This is a genomic window from Cryobacterium sp. PAMC25264, from assembly GCF_019443325.1.
Taxonomy (GTDB): Bacteria; Actinomycetota; Actinomycetes; order Actinomycetales; family Microbacteriaceae; genus Cryobacterium.
Window position 1 is genome coordinate 1,124,564 of record NZ_CP080383.1, and the last position, 16,897, is coordinate 1,141,460.

16 protein-coding genes are annotated in these 16,897 nt (G+C 69.0%); 9 read left to right on the forward strand and 7 right to left on the reverse strand.

Annotated features, from left to right (window positions below; translation table 11 throughout):
* Positions 1-7: 7 nt before the first annotated feature.
* Complete coding sequence (locus KY500_RS05135) at positions 8-460, forward strand: hypothetical protein (RefSeq protein ID WP_219902612.1); 453 nt, start codon at positions 8-10, stop codon at positions 458-460.
* 27 nt (positions 461-487) lie between these two features.
* Here the strand turns inward: KY500_RS05135 and KY500_RS05140 are convergent, their stop codons facing one another.
* Entirely contained in the window at positions 488-901 is a 414-nt protein-coding gene (locus KY500_RS05140) for an ASCH domain-containing protein (protein ID WP_219902613.1), read from the reverse strand.
* A gap of 238 nt (positions 902-1,139) precedes the next feature.
* Between KY500_RS05140 and KY500_RS05145 the strand changes: the two genes are divergently transcribed.
* Positions 1,140-1,355 carry a hypothetical protein gene (locus KY500_RS05145; RefSeq protein ID WP_219902614.1) on the forward strand — a complete coding sequence of 72 codons (216 nt, stop codon included), beginning with the start codon at positions 1,140-1,142 and terminating at the stop codon, positions 1,353-1,355.
* On the opposite strand, the gene KY500_RS05150 is transcribed toward KY500_RS05145, so the two are convergent.
* Positions 1,356-2,621 carry an acyl-CoA dehydrogenase family protein gene (locus KY500_RS05150; RefSeq protein ID WP_219902615.1) on the reverse strand — a complete coding sequence of 422 codons (1,266 nt, stop codon included), beginning with the start codon at positions 2,619-2,621 and terminating at the stop codon, positions 1,356-1,358. It abuts the gene before it with no gap.
* A gap of 319 nt (positions 2,622-2,940) precedes the next feature.
* Between KY500_RS05150 and KY500_RS05155 the strand changes: the two genes are divergently transcribed.
* Positions 2,941-3,999, forward strand: a complete 1,059-nt coding sequence (locus KY500_RS05155) for a DNA topoisomerase IB (protein WP_255579810.1) — start codon at positions 2,941-2,943, stop codon at positions 3,997-3,999.
* A gap of 18 nt (positions 4,000-4,017) precedes the next feature.
* On the opposite strand, the gene KY500_RS05160 is transcribed toward KY500_RS05155, so the two are convergent.
* Complete coding sequence (locus KY500_RS05160; RefSeq protein WP_219902616.1) at positions 4,018-5,064, reverse strand: ATP-dependent DNA ligase; 1,047 nt, start codon at positions 5,062-5,064, stop codon at positions 4,018-4,020.
* Between the two features lie 108 nt (positions 5,065-5,172).
* On the opposite strand from KY500_RS05160, the gene KY500_RS05165 reads away from it, so the two are divergent.
* Both KY500_RS05165 and KY500_RS05170 read left to right on the forward strand, forming a co-directional pair.
* A complete protein-coding gene (locus KY500_RS05165) occupies positions 5,173-6,882 on the forward strand; it encodes an AMP-binding protein (RefSeq protein WP_219902617.1) in 1,710 nt (569 codons plus the stop codon).
* Between the two features lie 92 nt (positions 6,883-6,974).
* Positions 6,975-7,766: an MIP/aquaporin family protein gene (locus KY500_RS05170; RefSeq protein WP_219902618.1), complete on the forward strand. Its 792-nt coding sequence runs from the start codon at positions 6,975-6,977 to the stop codon at positions 7,764-7,766.
* Here the strand turns inward: KY500_RS05170 and KY500_RS05175 are convergent.
* The gene (locus KY500_RS05175) at positions 7,763-9,286 is read right to left on the reverse strand and encodes a phosphotransferase (protein WP_219902619.1); all 1,524 of its coding nucleotides are present in this window, start codon (positions 9,284-9,286) and stop codon (positions 7,763-7,765) included. The genes KY500_RS05170 and KY500_RS05175 overlap by 4 nt on opposite strands.
* 23 nt (positions 9,287-9,309) lie before the next feature.
* Positions 9,310-9,852: a GNAT family N-acetyltransferase gene (locus tag KY500_RS05180; RefSeq protein WP_219902620.1), complete on the reverse strand. Its 543-nt coding sequence runs from the start codon at positions 9,850-9,852 to the stop codon at positions 9,310-9,312.
* A gap of 123 nt (positions 9,853-9,975) precedes the next feature.
* Here KY500_RS05180 and ppsA point away from each other — a divergent pair, with 123 nt between their 5' ends.
* The gene (ppsA, locus tag KY500_RS05185) at positions 9,976-12,396 is read left to right on the forward strand and encodes a phosphoenolpyruvate synthase (protein ID WP_219902621.1); all 2,421 of its coding nucleotides are present in this window, start codon (positions 9,976-9,978) and stop codon (positions 12,394-12,396) included.
* 73 nt (positions 12,397-12,469) lie between these two features.
* Here ppsA and KY500_RS05190 read toward each other — a convergent pair whose 3' ends face one another.
* A complete protein-coding gene (locus KY500_RS05190; RefSeq protein WP_219902622.1) occupies positions 12,470-12,904 on the reverse strand; it encodes a hypothetical protein in 435 nt (144 codons plus the stop codon).
* 77 nt (positions 12,905-12,981) lie between these two features.
* Positions 12,982-13,263: a hypothetical protein gene (locus KY500_RS05195; protein ID WP_066594818.1), complete on the reverse strand. Its 282-nt coding sequence runs from the start codon at positions 13,261-13,263 to the stop codon at positions 12,982-12,984.
* Between the two features lie 203 nt (positions 13,264-13,466).
* On the opposite strand from KY500_RS05195, the gene KY500_RS05200 reads away from it, so the two are divergent.
* The 3 genes from KY500_RS05200 (at position 13,467) to KY500_RS05210 (ending at position 16,812) form a co-directional block, all read left to right on the forward strand.
* On the forward strand, positions 13,467-14,084 hold the full coding sequence (locus KY500_RS05200; protein WP_219902623.1) for a DUF4956 domain-containing protein: 618 nt from the start codon (positions 13,467-13,469) through the stop codon (positions 14,082-14,084).
* Positions 14,081-14,857 (forward strand): polyphosphate polymerase domain-containing protein, encoded by a 777-nt coding sequence (locus tag KY500_RS05205; protein ID WP_219902624.1) that lies wholly within the window; start codon positions 14,081-14,083, stop codon positions 14,855-14,857. The genes KY500_RS05200 and KY500_RS05205 overlap by 4 nt, the downstream gene beginning before the upstream one ends.
* A 74-nt stretch (positions 14,858-14,931) precedes the next feature.
* Entirely contained in the window at positions 14,932-16,812 is a 1,881-nt protein-coding gene (locus tag KY500_RS05210) for a carbohydrate-binding domain-containing protein (protein WP_219902625.1), read from the forward strand.
* The last annotated feature ends 85 nt before the right edge of the window (positions 16,813-16,897 follow it).

Genomic DNA, 16,897 nt, shown 5'->3' on the forward strand with positions numbered 1-16,897 from the left:
GAAGACCATGACCAGTCTCAACAGCAGCCCCGACAACACCCCCGACAGCGGCCCCAGCGGCATCCCGGCCGGCAGCCCGAGCGCCGATGCCCACCCGGATTCGCACGCATCCGCGGAGACGGAGCCAGACACCGCCGCATACAGCACGTCCGCCACCAGTACGGCACCGACCAGTGCGCACCCCACCAGCACGACGCAGACCGGCACGGCGGCCACCGGTGCCGCTCCCACGCCCCAGCCGGCGGCACCTGCGGCGGCAGAACCGGCGCCCCGGCGCCGGCCGTTGTTCTCGACCATGCTGTGGGGCGCGTTGATGCTCGCCCTTGCGGCGTTTGTCGCGGCGCGCGAGCTGGTGCCGGGCGAACTCGACCTGGTCACCTGGCTGCTCACCGCCGTTGTGGGTATCGGTCTGCTGCTCGTTGTGGCAGGCATCGCCGCGGCATCCCGGCGGGCCGGGTAGCGCAGTCGTGCGGCGACTCCGCCGGGCTCAGACGACCCTGAAGACCTTGCTGATCACGGGTTCGGCATCCGTCAGCTGCCAGTCCGGGTCACCGAGGTGCCTGCGGATGGCGGGAACCAGAGTTTCCCAGTAGTCCCGGTGCACCGTGCGCCAGTGTTCGAGCGTGGGGGATTCGTGCCGGGCCAGCTCCAGGGTGGCCTCGGCTGCTGTGGTCTCGACCACCTCGAGAACCTCGATCACGGCGACCCGGAAGTCACCCGAATCGACCAGTGCGTACCGCGAGCCGGCTTCGGGCAGCGTCTCACCGGTCATCTCATAGGCGACGCGCAGGTTGGACGAGCCGGTCTTCGCGCCGCTCATGACCAGGGCCACCATGAGTTCGCGGAACTCGCCCGGTTCGCCGAACACGAGTGGTGGAAGCGTGGTGATCTCGGCGTGCATGGTGGCTTTCTTTCACGGGCACCCGCGTCCGTTCGCGCGTGGTGGGGAGAACCAGCTTAGGCGGCACGCGAGCCACCCGAAGACGACACTTCTGCCGTTCGGCACCCACGTGCGCCACCGTCGGGACCGGCAGCCGTGCCGCGCCGCACCGCGGCTCGCCGGACGGCCATGCCGGTGGCATGATGCGAGGAGCGCGGGCCGCCGACCGAGGCAGACGCGATGACGACGGGAGAGCACCATGGCGCAGCGAAAGTGGAGCGATATGAGCGGAGCCCAGCGGTTCGGTGTGGTGGCCGGGGGCATCGTGCAAGTGGTCCTCGCCGGCCTGGCCTGGAGCGACCTGGCCCATCGACCGGCCAAGAAGGTCAATGGGCCCAAGGGTGTGTGGGCCGCCGTGATCGCCATCAACTACGCCGGCCCGATCGCCTACTTCATCGGTGGCCGCAAGGACTGATCAGGTGTACCAGCTGGGTTCGGGCACCTCGTTGAGCAGCACGTACTGGCCCACCTCGCGCTTCTTGTAGGCGGCGGGATCGTGCAGGCTGTGCGTTCGCAGATTGCGCCAGAAGATGTCCAGCCCCACCGTGTTCGCCGACGCCCGTGCGCCGGTGAACTCGTAGATCTTACTCGTGGTCTCCAGGCCGTCTTCGATGGCGCGGAGCTTGGCGGCGGCGATGAGCACGGCGATCTCGCCGCGCCGCCTTGGGCTCAGGTCTTCCCGGGGCTCGTGCAACACCCGGCTGATCTCGGCGCCGGCCCGATCCGCGATGGCCTCGTCCGCCCAGAGCTTCGACCGCAGCTGCCCGTAGCCCTCGAGGAGGTACCACTCGTCGGTCGCCCGTTCCTTGTTGTCACCGCCGTAGGGCCACGCGCGGGTGGAACTGCGGGTGTATTCCGCCGCCGTCTCGAGGGCGCCCTGGGTGATACCCAGGTAGAAGTTCGTGAAAACCAGTTGGATGGCGGGTACGTTGAGCGTGTTGTAGACCAGCGGCTGGAAGACCTTGTCCACGAACCCGGCGGCGTCGGACCATGGCACCCGCACCTGGCGGATCTCCACAGAGCCGGACTCGGTGAGGCGTTGGCCGAGATTGTCCCAGTCTCCGCCGAAGACAATCCCGGGCTGGCTGGTGGGCACGATAGCGAAGATGTGCGTGTCGGTGCCGTCGAGAACCCCTTCCAGAACGGTGAGGTCGGCCACCTCGCCCCCGGTGGAGAACGACTTATGCCCGGAGAAGACCAGTTCCTCGCCGTCCTCTCGCACAGACAGGTCCGAGTCGCGGGGATTGACGGCGCCGCCGAACAGGAAGTTATTCCTGGTGTAGAGCTCCTCGACGGCCGCGATCTGCTCGGCGGTGGCGACGAGGCGGGCGGCCCACGCCCACAGGTAGTGGTAGCCGAGCAACTGGCCGATGGAACCGTCCCCACGCGCGACGACTCGGATCACCTGGTAGGCGGTTTCCCAGCTCTGACCACCGCCGCCGTGAGCGACCGGGCCGAGCAGGGTCACCAGACCGGAGTCCTTGAGGAGGCGCACCTCGGCATGGGGCGTCAGATTGGCGCGGTCACGGTCGACGGCGTCGACGATCAGGATGTCCGAGACTTCCCTGGCCCGGGCCAGCCACTGCTCTGCCGATGACGGTTGCGGCGAGCCGGCCCACCGACCGGCGGAGGAGCCGTCGGTGTGAGCGGTGCTGACGCCGAGCTGCTCGGTGTGGGTCATGGTGTCTCCTTCTGTTCGGTGATGGTGCTTTCAGGTGATGGGCCGTGCTGTGATGGTGCTGCGTCCTCGCCCGTCCCGACCTGTCGTGGGCACCACGAAGTAGCGGCCGGCGGCGGCCGCTGCGAGCGTGTCGACGCCACGGGGGTGGGAGATCCGGTCGAGGTGTTGCAACCCTAGACAGCGCCAGTGGCCGGCACCGGAATACGACCGGAAGTTACGTCGAGCGCGCGGACGGCGGCCGGGTTGCCCGGAGGCGCACCCTCGCTTAGCCTGAATGGGCGTCGTGACCTGGCACGGCAGAAGTGGGTGGGAGCTGACGATGTCGTCGAACGTGCAGGTTGTCCAGACCGCCTCCGGCCGGAAGCGGCTGGTGCGCCTGCGGCGCAGCAACACAGCGGGGGTGGGGTACACCCGGCGCCGCTCAGGCCGCGGATTCAGCTACCGGGATGCCGACGGGCGCACGGTGAGCGACCCCGAGCTGCGCGCCCGGTTCACCGCGCTCGTGATCCCGCCGGCCTGGACGGATGTCTGGATCGCCCCGTATCCCAACGGCCACATCCAGGCCACCGGCGTCGATGCCGCCGGCCGCCGTCAGTACCAGTACCACCCGGACTGGCACACCCGGCAAGACCGGGTGAAGTTCGCCCGCGCGCTCGAGCTGGCGCAGTCACTGCCCGCGGCGCGCGGCTATGTCACCCGGAGCCTGCGCCGCACGCCGTCGTCGGCCGACGAGTCCCGGGATCGGGCGCTGGCCGCCGCGTTCCGCATCCTTGACCAGGGTGCCCTGCGGATCGGCAGTGAGCGGTACGCCGAGGAGAACGGCAGCCACGGCCTGTCCACGCTGCTGCGCTCGCATGTGCGGGTGACCGGCGACACGGTCGTTTTCGAGTTTCCCGCAAAGAGTGGACAGTCCTGGTCGAGTATTTTGGTGGATGCCGACGTGGCCGGCTACGTGCGTGACCAGGACCGTCTGCTGGGTTCGGTGGACCCCGACTACGTCGATGACCCCGAGCGGGTACTGCTCACCTGGATCGACGACGACACGGTGCGCACGGTGTCGGCCTCCGACGTGAACCAGTTCATCAAGGATCGCACCGGCGGAGACTTCTCCGCCAAGGACTTCCGCACCCTGCGCGGTACGGTGGCCGCGGCGGTGAGTCTGGCCCGAACGGGCGCCGAAACCACCGCCAGAGCCCGCAGTCGCGCCCTGACCACGGCCATGAACGCCGCCGCCGATGTCCTCGGCAACACGCCCACCATCGCCCGGTCGAGCTACGTAGATCCTCGGGTGGTGGATGCCTACAACATGGGTCGGACCATCGACCCCGCCCGCACAGCGTCAGCCGAGTCGGAGGTGCGGCGGTTGCTGCTGGACTGACGTGGACGACCCCGGCCTCTAGTCCAGGACCTGGCCGAGGTCGTACGCGATCGGACGCTCCAACTGGTCGAAGGTGCACGAGCGGGGTTCCCGGTCGGGCCGCCACCGATCGAAGTGCACGGTGTGCCGGAACCGCTCGCCCTCCATGTGGTCGTAGCGCACCTCGAGCACCCGGTCGGGTCTCAGCCGCACAAACGAGGTGTCCTTGTTCTGCGAGAACCTGTTGCGTTCGGTCTCGCCGGTGACCACGGCGCCCGTCTCGTCGCGCAGCACCAACGGCTCAAGCTCCTCGACAAGCTCCAGACGGCGGGCATCACTGAACGCGGATGCACCACCCACGTTGCGCAACTCGCCGTCGGCGTCGTAGAGGCCGAGCAGCAGCGACCCCACCCCGTTGCCGCTCACATGCGTACGGTAGCCGAGCAGCACCACATCGGCCGTGCGGTGGTGCTTGACCTTGAACATCAGCCGCTTGCCCGGCGCGTACGCCGCCGCGAGGGGCTTGGCGACCACCCCGTCCAGGCCGGCGCCCTCGAACTCGACCAGCCAGCGCCTGGCCAGTGCCACGTCGCGCGTGGTGCGGGTGAGGTGGATCGGGTCACCCAGGCTGCCGACCAGGCCTTCGAGGATCGCGCGGCGCTGCTCGAAAGGCGTATCCAGCAGGCTGGTGGACCCCCGGGCGAGAATGTCGAAAGCCACGAACGTGGCCGGGGTTTCGTCGGCGAGGCGCCGCACCCGGCTTGCCGCCGGGTGGATGCGCTGGGAGAGCTGTTCCCAGGACAGGTGCTCACGGCCGGGTTCGCCCGTGCGCAGCACAATCTCCCCGTCGAGCACGCATGGCTCGGGCAATAGATCTTCGAACGCGTAGGTGAGTTCGGGGAAATACCTGGTCAGCACTTTGGATCCCCGACTTCCGATGGCGCTCACGGAGCCGTCGAAGGAGACGATGCTGCGAAAGCCGTCCCACTTGGGTTCGTAGCTCAGGCCGCCGGGCACGCTGTCCGGCTCGGGCACGGTGTCCACCGCACGGGCGAGCATGGGAGAGACGGGGGCTGCGACTGCCATGTCCTGAGTCTCACCCGCCTGCGCCCGAATGCAAGCTCTTGCACGAATTCTCAGGAAGCCTGGTCATTCATGCCGCTGCAGGCATCCATCGGTGAGGATGATGGAGGGATGACTGAGCGCACGAGCACGACCAACTTCCGCCGCGCCCGCGACCAGCTCCTCGAGCTGCGCAGCGATCACCCGGGTGCATCCGCAGCCTTCGTCTGGCCCGACGTGGGTGAACGCTTCAACTGGGCGGTCGACTGGTTCGACGTGATCGGCACTGGAAACGACAAGACCGCTCTGTGGATCGTCGAAGAAGACGGCCGCGAACTCAAGGTGAGCTTCGACGAGATGGTCACCCGCTCCGACCAGGTCGCCAGCTGGCTCCTCACCCACGGGGTGCAGAAGGGTGACCACGTGATGCTCATGCTCGGCAACCAGGTGGAGCTGTGGGAGACCATGCTCGCCATCATGAAGGTGGGCGCGGTCATCCTGCCCACCTCGACGGTGCTCGGCACGACCGATCTGGCCGACCGGGTGCTGCGCGCCGACGTGCACCACGTGATCGCCAACACGTCGGACACCGCGAAGTTCGACGGCGTCGACGGCACGTTCTCCCGCATCTGCGTCGGTGAGCCGGCCGCCGGCTGGACCGACTACGCCGACTCCCTGCGGGCGACCACGGGCAAGGTCGACGTCCCCGTCTCCTCCGACGACCCGTCGCTGATCTACTTCACCTCGGGCACTACGAGCAAGCCCAAGATGGTCGTGCACAGCCAGACCTCGTATCCGGTCGGGCATCTCACCACCATGTACTGGCTGGGTCTGCGCCCCGGCGACGTGCACTTGGCGATCAGCTCGCCCGGGTGGGGCAAGCACGCCTGGAGCTGCTTCTTCTCACCGTGGATCGCCGAGGCCACGGTCTTCATCTACAACTACTCGCGGTTCGATCCAGCCGCTCTGGCGCACCAGCTGCACCGCGCCGCCGTGAGCACGTTCTGCGCGCCGCCGACGGTGTGGCGGATGCTGATCCAGTCGGATGTCGGCGCCAAGCCGGCGAACCTCCGCGAGATCCTCTCGGCCGGGGAGCCGCTCAACCCCGAGGTGATCAGCCAGATCCAGCGCGCCTGGGGCCTGACCATCCGGGACGGCTACGGCCAGACCGAGACCACCGCGATCGTGGGCAACGTGCCCGGCTCGCGCCTGAAGGCAGGGTCGATGGGGCTGCCGTTGCCCGGAGTGGCCGTGGTCCTGGTCGACCCGATCACGGGGGAGCTGACCGAAGAGGGTGAGATCTGCCTGGACCTCTCCGCGCTCGCGGTGAACCTGATGTCGGGGTATCACGGTGATATCGCGCGCAGCGCCGAGGTGCTGCGGGACGGGTACTTCCACACCGGCGACGTCGCCAACCGCGACGAACACGGCTACCTGACCTTCATCGGACGCACCGACGACATCTTCAAATCGTCGGACTACAAGGTCTCGCCGTTCGAGGTGGAGAGCGTGCTGATCGAACACCCAGCCGTGATGGAAGCCGCCGTGGTGCCTGCGCCCGACGACACCCGTCTGAACATCGCCAAGGCTTACGTGGCGCTGGCAGCCGGCTGGGCACCGGATGCCGAGACGGCGCTGGCCGTGCTGCGTCACGCCCGCAACGGGCTGCCGCCGTACATGCGGGTGCGCCGGGTGGAGTTCTTCGAGCTGCCCAAGACCAACTCGGGCAAGATCCGCCGGGTGGAGCTGCGGGCCAGGGAGAACGATGCGGCTGCCGCGAACGTGCGGCTGGCCGAAGAGTGGCGCGACGACCAGTTCCCGGAGCTCAAGAAGCGGTCCTGATCGGGTGGGGCAGGGGCTTCGCGTTCCGTCTCCTCTGCGGGTATGTTCCCCAGCGTGCGGAGGTCCGCTCCGCTCGCTGACGGGAGCAGCAGATGAGCCAGACGACCGAACTCGTTCCGAAATCCGTTCTTACCCGCATCCAGGACTTCTCCGATCCCCGACAGGAGTGGCGCCGGCTCTTCGCCGAGCTGTACGGCACGTTCCTCCTCGTGCTCGTGGCGGCCGGCGGTGGCATGATGGGCCAGGCGTTCCCCGGCGTGATCGACCGCGGGGCGGCCGTCACCGCGCCCGGGCTGATGGTCCTCGGGGTGATCCTGTTCATGGGCAAGGTGTCCGGCGCCCACCTCAATCCCGCCGTCAGCATCGCCTTCGCGCTCCGCGGTGACTTCCCCTGGTGGCGGGTTCCTGGCTATATCGTCGTGCAGCTGGCCGGAGCCGCTCTCGCCGCCCTCGTGCTCAAGGCTGTGATCGGCGTCTCGGCCACCGCCGGGTCCAACTATCCGGCCAGCGGCTACTCCACCTGGGCCGCCTTCTGGATGGAAGCCATTCTCACCCTCGGCCTGGTGAGCGTCATTCTCGGCACGGCGTCCGGCGCCCAGAACGTCGGCCTGTTCGGCGCGTTCGGCGTCGGCGCTTACATCGTTCTTGCGGGTCTCTGGGGGAGCCCTCTCTCCGGAGCGTCGATGAATCCGGCCCGGACCTTCGGACCCGACCTTGTCGGCTGGGACTTCACGGACTACTGGGTGTACCTGGCCGGCCCGCTCGCCGGGGCGGTCGCCGCCGTTGGCCTGGCATTCCTGTTGCGCGGCCGCGGTGGCGGCGCCTCCGGTTCGGCCGCGGCCCAGGGCGCCCTGTTCACCGAGGTGTCGGCGGACGACCGTTAGGGCGTGCGGGAGGTGGCCGGCTGCTGCGGGCCGCGCGGTTCGAGGGGCACGCCCTCGAGGGTGAGCGGTGTCCTCGCGGCGTCGTCGACCAGACCGGCGACGGCCAGCAGCGGGATGGGTAGCCAGGACGGCCTGTTCCGGGACTCGTAGACGCTTTCGTAGATGGCCTTGTCGAGCTCGAACGCGGCCAGCAACGGCTCCTGGCCGGTGAACGAATCGCCGCCCAGCGCCCGATACCCCTGCAGGAACGCGGCTCGGGCGTTCGTCGCCCAGGCCAGCGCTGCGGGACCGGCGGCCGGGTGGCGGCTGGCGATGGTCGCGCCCACGTAGGAGAACGACCGCAGCATGCCGGCCACGTCCCGCAGCGGCATGTCCGGCAGGGTACGTTCGTCCAGCGGCCGCAGCGGTTCGCCCTCGAAGTCGATCAGCACCCAGCCGCGTCCGGGTGCATCGAGGACCTGCCCAAGGTGATAGTCGCCGTGGATGCGCTGCAGGCGGGGCCAGGACACCGCCTGGGCGCGGGCGAACGCGGCCGCCACCGCCTCGCTGTGCTGGGCCAGTTCCGGCACCTCACGCGCGGCCTGGCGGTACCGCTCCCGCATCGTTGAGCAGAGCTGGTCGATGACGTCGGGCGTGGATTCGACCGTGGGGAACACCCGGGCCAGGTCCCGGTGCACCGCTGCCGTGGCCGCCCCCAGGGCCCGCGCCGGGCCGGAGAAGTCCTCGCCGACGGCCGCTGCGTCCAGAGCGACCCGCCACGCGTCTTCGACCCCGGGCAGGAACTCCTGCACGAAGGCCAGGTGGCCGCTGCTCCGGGTCGCTGCGAGCGGACCGGTCCACTCGGCCCACACCGCGCCCACGGGCTCTGGCACGAACCTGGAGCCGGCCAGGGCGAGGGCTGACTGCACCGACACATCCGGGTTCTGGCCGTCGGCCACCACCCGGAACACCTTGCAGATCACCGGGCGGCCGGGCCGGCCGTCAGCGTCGGCGAGGTCGACGATGATCGAGGTATTCGACTGCTCCCCGCTCAGGACCCGGCTGGCCACCACCGTGAGCCCGCGCAGGCCACCGGCGGCCGCGGTGCGAATCGTCTCGCCCCGCGCGTTCATGCCGGCGGCGTCGCCGGCCGGTGCCGTCCCGCCGGACAGGACGAAGTCCAGCAGGGCCGCCGCGTAGGCGGGGTCGTGGGTGGCGTCGTATACGTAGCGGGGGAGCCCGTCGGGGCCGGTGACCTGCGCGATCAGGGCCGCAGAGCCGGACTCGTTCGGTCCGGTCTGGGACAGCGGAGCCGCACGCTCGGTCAGCGGCAACTGGTAGACCGTCGAGAACCGGCTGGCGGTGTCCAGCACCAGATGGCACCGAATGCGCACGCCCGGCTCGGTGCTGGGCAGTGCCCACTGGCCGATGCTTGTCAGCTGCGGGCTGTGGCCCTTGCCGGCAAACCAGCGCTGCCCTCCCGCCCAGCCGTCGAGGCCGGGCGGGAGGTCGGTGCCGGTGCCGGCGCTGGCGTGCTTCATGTGGCTCAGCGTATCCCGGCCGGCTACTCGGGCGGTGCCGAACGCACCTGCGAGACGTCGGCGCTGAGCAGCGACACCAGCACGGAATCATTTTTCGTGGCCTGCTGGCCGATCTCGGTGAAGCCCAGACGGTCGTGGAAGGCCAACGACTCGGGGTTGGCCGGCCGCAGGTTGACCTCGCAGAACACCACGTCGGTGTTCAGGGCCCGCGCGGCGTCGAAGACCGCCGAATAGAGGTGCGCACCGAGGCCGAGGCCGCGGTGATCCGGCGCCACGATGATTCGGTCGACGTAGAGGAAGGAGTCGGTGCGGCGGGAGAACCACCGGTAGTTCTCGCTGGCGTAGTCGGCGCCGGCGGCGAAGAGGACCACGAAGCCCAGCACGGTGCCCGGTTCGGTGTCGGTCGTGACGGCGACGGCGCTGTGGCTGGCCGCGAGGAGCGCCGTGAGTTCGTCGACGTCGAGGTCGTTGACGGCCGGCACCGCGGCGCTGTTGAGTTCGAGCAACTGGGCGGTGTCCGTGTCGAGCACGGGGCGGAGGGACACCGGGGGCAGCGTGGAGTTCATCCTTCGACGATAATCGATGGGCCGCGTCCCGTCCCACCGCCACGCTCCTAGCCGCCGCCGCCGGAGAGCAGTAGGTTGCCGCTGCCGGCGAATTCCGCGCCGGCTCTGAATGCGGGAGGACTCATGCGTGGTCGCGAAGTTGTCTGGTTCAACACCATCGGACTGACGGACGTTCCTCAGGTCGGCGGCAAGAACGCGTCCCTGGGAGAGATGGTGCGCTCGTTGGCGGCCCGCGGCGTGCGGGTACCCAACGGCTTCGCCACCACGGCCGACGCATACCGCGCGTTCGTCGCGGACAACGGGCTGGAGAGCGTGATCCGCGAACAGATCGACCGCTATCACTCCGGCCAGTCCTCGCTGCGCCAGACCGGTCTGTGGTTGCGTGAGGCGTTCCTGGCCGGGGAGTTCCCCGCGGCGATTGCCGACGACATCCGGGTGTTCTACCGCACGCTGTCGACCGAGGCCGGGGTGCCCAACCTGCCCGTGGCCGTGCGCAGCAGCGCCACGGCCGAAGACCTGCCGGATGCGAGCTTCGCCGGCCAGCAGGAGACCTTCCTCAACGTCAGCGGCGAGCGGGACCTGCTCGATGCCTGCCGCCGCTGCTACGCGTCACTGTTCACCGACCGGGCCATCAGCTACCGGGAGGTGAAGGACTTCGACCACCTCGAGGTCGCTCTGTCGATCGGGGTGCAGCGGATGGTGCGCAGCGACCTGGCCGGATCCGGCGTGATGTTCTCCATCGACACCGACACCGGCTTTCCGGGCGCCGCGGTGATCAGCGCCGCCTGGGGGTTGGGCGAGACCGTGGTGCAGGGTGCTGTGGACCCCGACAAATACCTGGTCTTCAAGGCGCTCCTTGCCGAACCCGACTGCGAACCGATCATCGAGAAGACCTTGGGGCGGAAGGATCGCAAGATGACCTACGCCGAGGGCGGCAGCGCGCGTACCCGGGTCATCGACACCCCGGAGCGCGAACGCGGGGCCTTCGTGCTCGACAACGCCGAAATCGTGCAGTTGGGCCGCTGGGCGCACATCGTGGAGGACCACTACGGCCGGGCGATGGACATGGAGTGGGCCAAGGACGGGATCACCGGTGAACTGTTCCTGGTGCAGGCCCGGCCGGAGACCGTGCACTCGCAAAAGAGCCTCACCCGGTTCTCGGTGAGCCGGCTGACCGAGAGCGGGCCGGTGCTGGTGTCCGGCGTCGCCATCGGCGACAGCATCGCCTCTGGCACGGCCTGCGTGATCCGCGACCCCGCCGACATCGAGAAGTTCCGCGACGGCGCGATCCTGGTGACCGAGATGACCGACCCCGACTGGGTGCCCATCATGACGCGGGCGGCCGGGATCATCACCGACCACGGCGGCCCCACCAGCCATGCCGCCATCGTCAGTCGGGAACTCGGCGTGCCGGCCGTGGTCGGCACACGCAACGCCACCGAGGTGCTCACCGAGAACGCGCCCATCACGATCTCCTGCGCCGAGGGTGATGAGGGCTTCGTGTACGCCGGCATCCTGGCCTCGGAGACCGAAGAGATCGACCTGGGCGAGGTGCCGATCACCCGCACCCAGGTGATGGTCAACATCGCCAGCCCGGCCGCCGCCTTCGAGTGGTGGAGGTTGCCCACGGCGGGGGTGGGGCTGGCACGGATGGAGTTCATCATCAACAACCTCATCAAGATCCATCCCATGGCTCTCGTGCACCCGGAGCGGGTGACCGATCCGGCCGTGCGGCGCCAGATCGCCGAGCTCACCCGCGGGTACGACGACCTCGGGGAGTACTTCGTGAACACCCTGGCCCTGGGCATCGCCAAGCTGGGGGCGCCGTACTACCCGCATCCGGTGATCGTGCGGCTGAGCGACTTCAAATCGAACGAGTACGCGCACCTGATCGGCGGCGACGTCTTCGAGCAGGGCGAGGAGAACCCGATGCTGGGCTTCCGGGGCGCCTCCCGGTACTACGACCCGAAGTACGCCGAGGGGTTCGCGCTGGAGTGCCGGGCGCTCAAGCGCGTGCGTGAGCAGATCGGCTTCAGCAACGTGATCGTGATGGTGCCGTTCTGCCGCACCACGACCGAGGCCGACAAGGTGCTCGCGGTGATGGCGGAGAACGGCCTGGTGCGCGGCCAGAACGGCCTGCAGGTCTACATGATGTGCGAGATCCCGGCCAACGTGATCCTGGCCGAGCAGTTCGCCACCCGGTTCGACGGGTTCTCCATCGGCTCCAACGACCTCACCCAGCTGGTGCTCGGTGTCGACCGGGACTCCGGGGAGCTGGCGGCCCTCTTCGACGAACGCAACGAGGCCGTGACCCGGATGATCAGCCAGGCCATCGAGAAGGCGCACGCGGCCGGCATCAAGATCGGCATCTGCGGGCAGGGGCCCAGCAACTACCCGGATTTCGCCCAGTTCCTCGTCGGGGAGGGGATCGACTCGATCTCGCTCAACCCGGATTCTTTCCTGAAGACCGTGCACCTGATCAAGGAGGCCGAGTCTGCGGCGGCGGCGGGCACCTGGCCGACGCTCACCCGGGTGACGACGTAACCGGCGCCACGGGCCCGGCCGGCAGGTCGACGCGGCCAAGACCCCGCGGCCGGGACCCTGCGGCGGGTGACTCCTAGGCCGAGTCCTCCGTGCTCTGGTCTGCGCCGTCGAGCAGGGCTCGCTCATAGTCCACCTCGGCGGCGTCGGCCACCTGTCGGGCGGCGATGACGCGCTCACTGATGCGGTGCTCCACGGCCTCGGCCATGGCCACCTCCTCGGGAGAGGCGTTGGACAACAGATCCTCCAGAGTGTCGGGGTCGCGGTGCAGGGCCTCGATGGCCGCCACCTCCGCCCGGGCGACAGCGGCCCGGCTGCGCAGGAACGTGATCCGCGCCTCCCACTGCCGGCGGGGGTTCGGCGGCGGTGGCGGAACCGGCTGCACGCTGTGCCCGATGCCGGCGGTATCCGCGTGCCCTGTGCTGCCCGGCCCTGTGCTGCCCGGCCCGGCGCTTCCCGTGCCGGTACTGCTGGTGTTGCTGCTGCCGGTGTCATTGCTCTCGACGTTCACGGCGCCTCCCTTGTCGGTGGGAGCCTAGCGCCGCATCCGGTCGGGCGGAATGGAGGCGCCGGAGCCGCCCGCGCCCATTATTCGAAGGTGCGCAGGAGCTGCCAGCGACCCCGGCCGTCGTCGTGCTGGATGTCGAAGACCAGCGAGGTGCCGTCATCGGCGGTGCCCTGGCACCGCCAGGCCGCCACGGGTTTGGGCGGATGGGTGAGGAAATGCAGCAATTCGTCGGGCAGCGACGCCGATGCCGTCAGCGGCGTGGGGGTGTCGGTCACCCGGAACCGGCGGGCTCGCCAGACCAGGCGCACGGGGGAGCCCTCCGGGGTCACCCAGACCGCAACGGTCTCATTGATCACACTCATGGGGCATCACCTCGACTTATAGAACATATGTTCGAAGTTTACTGCACACCCGCCGACATTACGAGACCCGGATGCCGTGACCGGGGTGTCCGGCCCGGCCGGGCAGGCTCAGCAGTGGCTCATAACCCGGGCATAGCCGGCTGATAGGCGCCTCCGGCTAGATGGACATCGTTGCGTTACCGATAGTTCATTTGGAGGACACCATGTTGCAGGCCGCGATCATCCTGATCGATCTGCTCTTCATCAGCCTGCTCACGTTCGGGCTGTATTTTCCGCGTCACCGCCGTCGAGACCTCGTCGTCGCGTACCTCATCGTCAACGTCGGAGTATTGGCCGTGGCCCAGGTGCTCGCGTCGAGCACCGTGGGTGTGGGGCTGGGCCTCGGCCTCTTCGGTGTCCTCTCGATCATCCGGCTGCGCTCCAGCGAGATCGAGCAGCACGAAGTGGCCTACTATTTCGCCGCCCTGGCCATGGGACTGCTCGCCGGCCTGAGCACCGAGCCCTCCGTGCTCACCGTCGTGTTGATGGCCCTCATCGTGGCCGTCGTCTACTTCGGCGACAACCCCCGGCTGTTCAGCAGCTACCGGCAGCAGACCGTGGTGCTGGATGCGGCGATGCCCGATGAATCCGCCCTCATCGCCCATCTCGAGGGACTGCTCGGCGCCCGGGTGCACGGCGTGCACGTGCGCAGCCTCGACCTGGTCAACGACACCACTGTCGTCGACGTGCGGTACCAGGTGGGAGCCCAGCGTTTCTCGGCGCCCGCCCCGGCTCCGCGGCCCAGCATCGGTGTCACGCTCCTCAAGGAGGCGAACCGATGAGCGCCGTGCTCGACCTGCCGCTCGGCGGCCTCGGCAACATCGACCTGGCCGAACTGACCGAACGCGCGGGACTGCTCACCCGGGTCGACCGCAAGTACGTGTTGCCGCGGAGCGAGCTCGTCGAGGTCCTGGCCGACCTCGACCCCGGTGTGCGGGTGCTGGACATCGACGGGGTGCGGTCGTCGGCGTACGAGTCGGTGTATTTCGACACCCCGGAGCTCACCAGCTTCCTGATGGCGGCGCATCCGCGTCGGCGGCGGTTCAAGATCCGCACCCGCACCTACGTCGACTCCGCCCAGAGCTACCTCGAGGTGAAGACCCGCGGTGGCCGCGGCGTGACCGTCAAGGACCGCCTGCCGTACGGGATCGACGACCGGGACACCCTCACCAGCGAGGGCCGCCGCTACACCGACACGGTGCTGGACGAGGCCGAGATCCGCGGTGCGGAGGGGCAGGAGCTCGTGCCCACTCTCACCACCCGCTACCTGCGCACGACCCTGTTCGTTCCGGAGTCCAGCAGCCGGGCCACGATCGACACGGGCCTGTCCTGGACCGCGGCGCCCACCGGCGCCGGGCCGCTCGGGCTGGACCGGCCGCACCTGGCGATCGTGGAGACCAAGTCCGGCTCGCGGCCCTCCGCGGTCGACCGGATCCTCTGGGCGCACGGGCACCGGCCGGCCAGCATCTCGAAGTACGGCACCGGCATGGCGGCTCTTCGCGCCGATCTCCCCGGCAACAAGTGGGCACCTGTCCTGCGCCGGTTCTTCCGCTAGGCGCCCCTCGCGCCGGCATTCCCCACCTCCTGACCACCGCCCCAGCGCGGACACCCATCGATTGTGAGTACCCCATGAAGAAATCACCCGCCGCGCCATCCGCGCCCGGCACCCGCCGCTTCGGTGTGCAGGCCTGTACCTACCGAGTGCTGCCCTTCCTCGTCACCGCGGCCCTGCTGACCGGATGCACCGCCGTCGCCGGGGCCACCGAGTCGACCGGCAGCAGCGGCACCAGCGCCTCCGCCACGGCCGCCGTCGCCGTGGACACGTCCACCACCGCCGCCGAGGTGCTGGCCGCGAACCAGCAGACCCACGATGACGCCGCCGACTACGAGTGGGACGACGCCGACGTGGTGGCGATCACCCTCGACGGCGACAGTGCCTCAATCGACACGGCAACCGCAGGGAGCGCCTCCGAAGACACCGGGGCCGTAACCATCTCCGGCAGCACCGTGACCATCACGGCCGCCGGAACCTACGAGCTCAGCGGCACCATCGACGACGGCCAGATCGTCCTCTCCTCCGCGGGTGAGGGCACCGTGCGCCTGATCCTCAACGGCGTCGAGGTGAGCAACTCCACCGGGGCCGCCCTGGTCGTCTCCGAGGCCGACGAGGCGATGATCGTGCTGGCCGCCGGCTCGAGCAACTCCCTCTCCGACACCGACAGCCACGCCGAGGACGCCGACGCCAACGCGGCACTCTACAGTGCGGCCGACCTGACCATCACGGGCACGGGCTCGCTCGACGTGACCGGCAACGGCAACGACGGCATCACCAGCACGGATGGCCTGATCATCAACTCGGGCACCATCACGGTGACGGCGGTGGACGACGGCATCCGCGGCAAGGACTACCTGGTGGTGGACGGCGGCACCGTCACTGTCACCGCCGGCGGCGACGGCCTGAAGTCCGACCACGCCGAGGACGTCACCCGCGGCTACATCTCACTGACCGGCGGCACCATCGACGTGACGGCCGCGGGAGACGGCGTGCAGGCCGTCACTGACGTGGTGCTCTCCGGCGCCGACGTCACCGTGCAGTCCGGCGGCGGCCACACGGCCACGGTCTCAGACGACGTCTCGGCCAAGGGCCTCAAGTCCGGGGTGGTGACGGTCGTCGACGGCGGCACCCTCTCCGTCGATGCGGCGGATGACGCGTTGCACTCCGACGGAACGGTGCGGATCGCCTCGGGCGAGGTCACTCTCGCAGCCGGCGACGACGGGGTGCACGCGGACACGGCGCTCGACATCATCGGCGGCAGCACCACAGTGACGAGCTCCTACGAGGGACTCGAGAGCACAGCCATCAGCATCGGGGGCGGCACCGTCTCGGTCACCGCCAGCGACGACGGCCTCAATGCCTCCAGTGGCAGCACCACGACCGCCCAGGGCGGCGGTGGCGGCGGCATGGACTCCGACGGTGGGGAGACCATCACCATCACCGGCGGCAGCACGGTCATCGACGCGGGGGGAGACGGCTTCGACTCCAACGGGTCGGCGACCATGAGCGGCGGCACCCTCGTGGTGAACGGTCCCACCAACGACGGCAACGGTGCGCTCGACGTGAACGGCACCTTCACTCTGACCGGCGGTACCCTGTTGGCCGCCGGAAGCGCCGGGATGGCGGTGTCGCCCGAAACCGGCTCCGGCCAGACCTTCGTGGCGATCTCGTTCGATTCGGTGCAGGATGCCGGCAGTACGGTGCAGCTCGTGGACGGCTCAGGCGTCGTGGTGATGGCCTTCGAATCGATCAAGGACTTCCAGTCCGTGGTGTTCTCCTCCGACGAGCTGTCCGACGGCGGGACGTACACCGTGTACGTGGGTGGAACGGCCTCGGGCGAGATCGCGGACGGGGTCTACGCCGACGGCGACTACTCGGCGGCGACGAACGCGACAACCGTCACCGCCGGTGTGGCGGCAACGGGAACGATGGGCGGCGGCGGCGGCCCGCGCTGAATGCTCGCAGCTCGTTAAAATGCTCGCAGCTCGTTAAAATGCTCGCAGCACGTGAAAATGGACCACTTTTCACACGCTGCGAGCA

Bases quoted from the DNA above. Each gene is read 5' to 3' on its own strand.
- KY500_RS05135 (WP_219902612.1), top strand. From the start codon at position 8: ATGACCAGTCTCAACAGCAGCCCCGACAACACCCCCGACAGCGGCCCC.
- KY500_RS05140 (WP_219902613.1), bottom strand. From the start codon at position 901: ATGCACGCCGAGATCACCACGCTTCCACCACTCGTGTTCGGCGAACCG.
- KY500_RS05145 (WP_219902614.1), top strand. From the start codon at position 1,140: ATGGCGCAGCGAAAGTGGAGCGATATGAGCGGAGCCCAGCGGTTCGGT.
- KY500_RS05150 (WP_219902615.1), bottom strand. From the start codon at position 2,621: ATGACCCACACCGAGCAGCTCGGCGTCAGCACCGCTCACACCGACGGC.
- KY500_RS05155 (WP_255579810.1), top strand. From the start codon at position 2,941: ATGTCGTCGAACGTGCAGGTTGTCCAGACCGCCTCCGGCCGGAAGCGG.
- KY500_RS05160 (WP_219902616.1), bottom strand. From the start codon at position 5,064: ATGGCAGTCGCAGCCCCCGTCTCTCCCATGCTCGCCCGTGCGGTGGAC.
- KY500_RS05165 (WP_219902617.1), top strand. From the start codon at position 5,173: ATGACTGAGCGCACGAGCACGACCAACTTCCGCCGCGCCCGCGACCAG.
- KY500_RS05170 (WP_219902618.1), top strand. From the start codon at position 6,975: ATGAGCCAGACGACCGAACTCGTTCCGAAATCCGTTCTTACCCGCATC.
- KY500_RS05175 (WP_219902619.1), bottom strand. From the start codon at position 9,286: ATGAAGCACGCCAGCGCCGGCACCGGCACCGACCTCCCGCCCGGCCTC.
- KY500_RS05180 (WP_219902620.1), bottom strand. From the start codon at position 9,852: ATGAACTCCACGCTGCCCCCGGTGTCCCTCCGCCCCGTGCTCGACACG.
- ppsA (WP_219902621.1), top strand. From the start codon at position 9,976: ATGCGTGGTCGCGAAGTTGTCTGGTTCAACACCATCGGACTGACGGAC.
- KY500_RS05195 (WP_066594818.1), bottom strand. From the start codon at position 13,263: ATGAGTGTGATCAATGAGACCGTTGCGGTCTGGGTGACCCCGGAGGGC.
- KY500_RS05200 (WP_219902623.1), top strand. From the start codon at position 13,467: ATGTTGCAGGCCGCGATCATCCTGATCGATCTGCTCTTCATCAGCCTG.
- KY500_RS05205 (WP_219902624.1), top strand. From the start codon at position 14,081: ATGAGCGCCGTGCTCGACCTGCCGCTCGGCGGCCTCGGCAACATCGAC.
- KY500_RS05210 (WP_219902625.1), top strand. From the start codon at position 14,932: ATGAAGAAATCACCCGCCGCGCCATCCGCGCCCGGCACCCGCCGCTTC.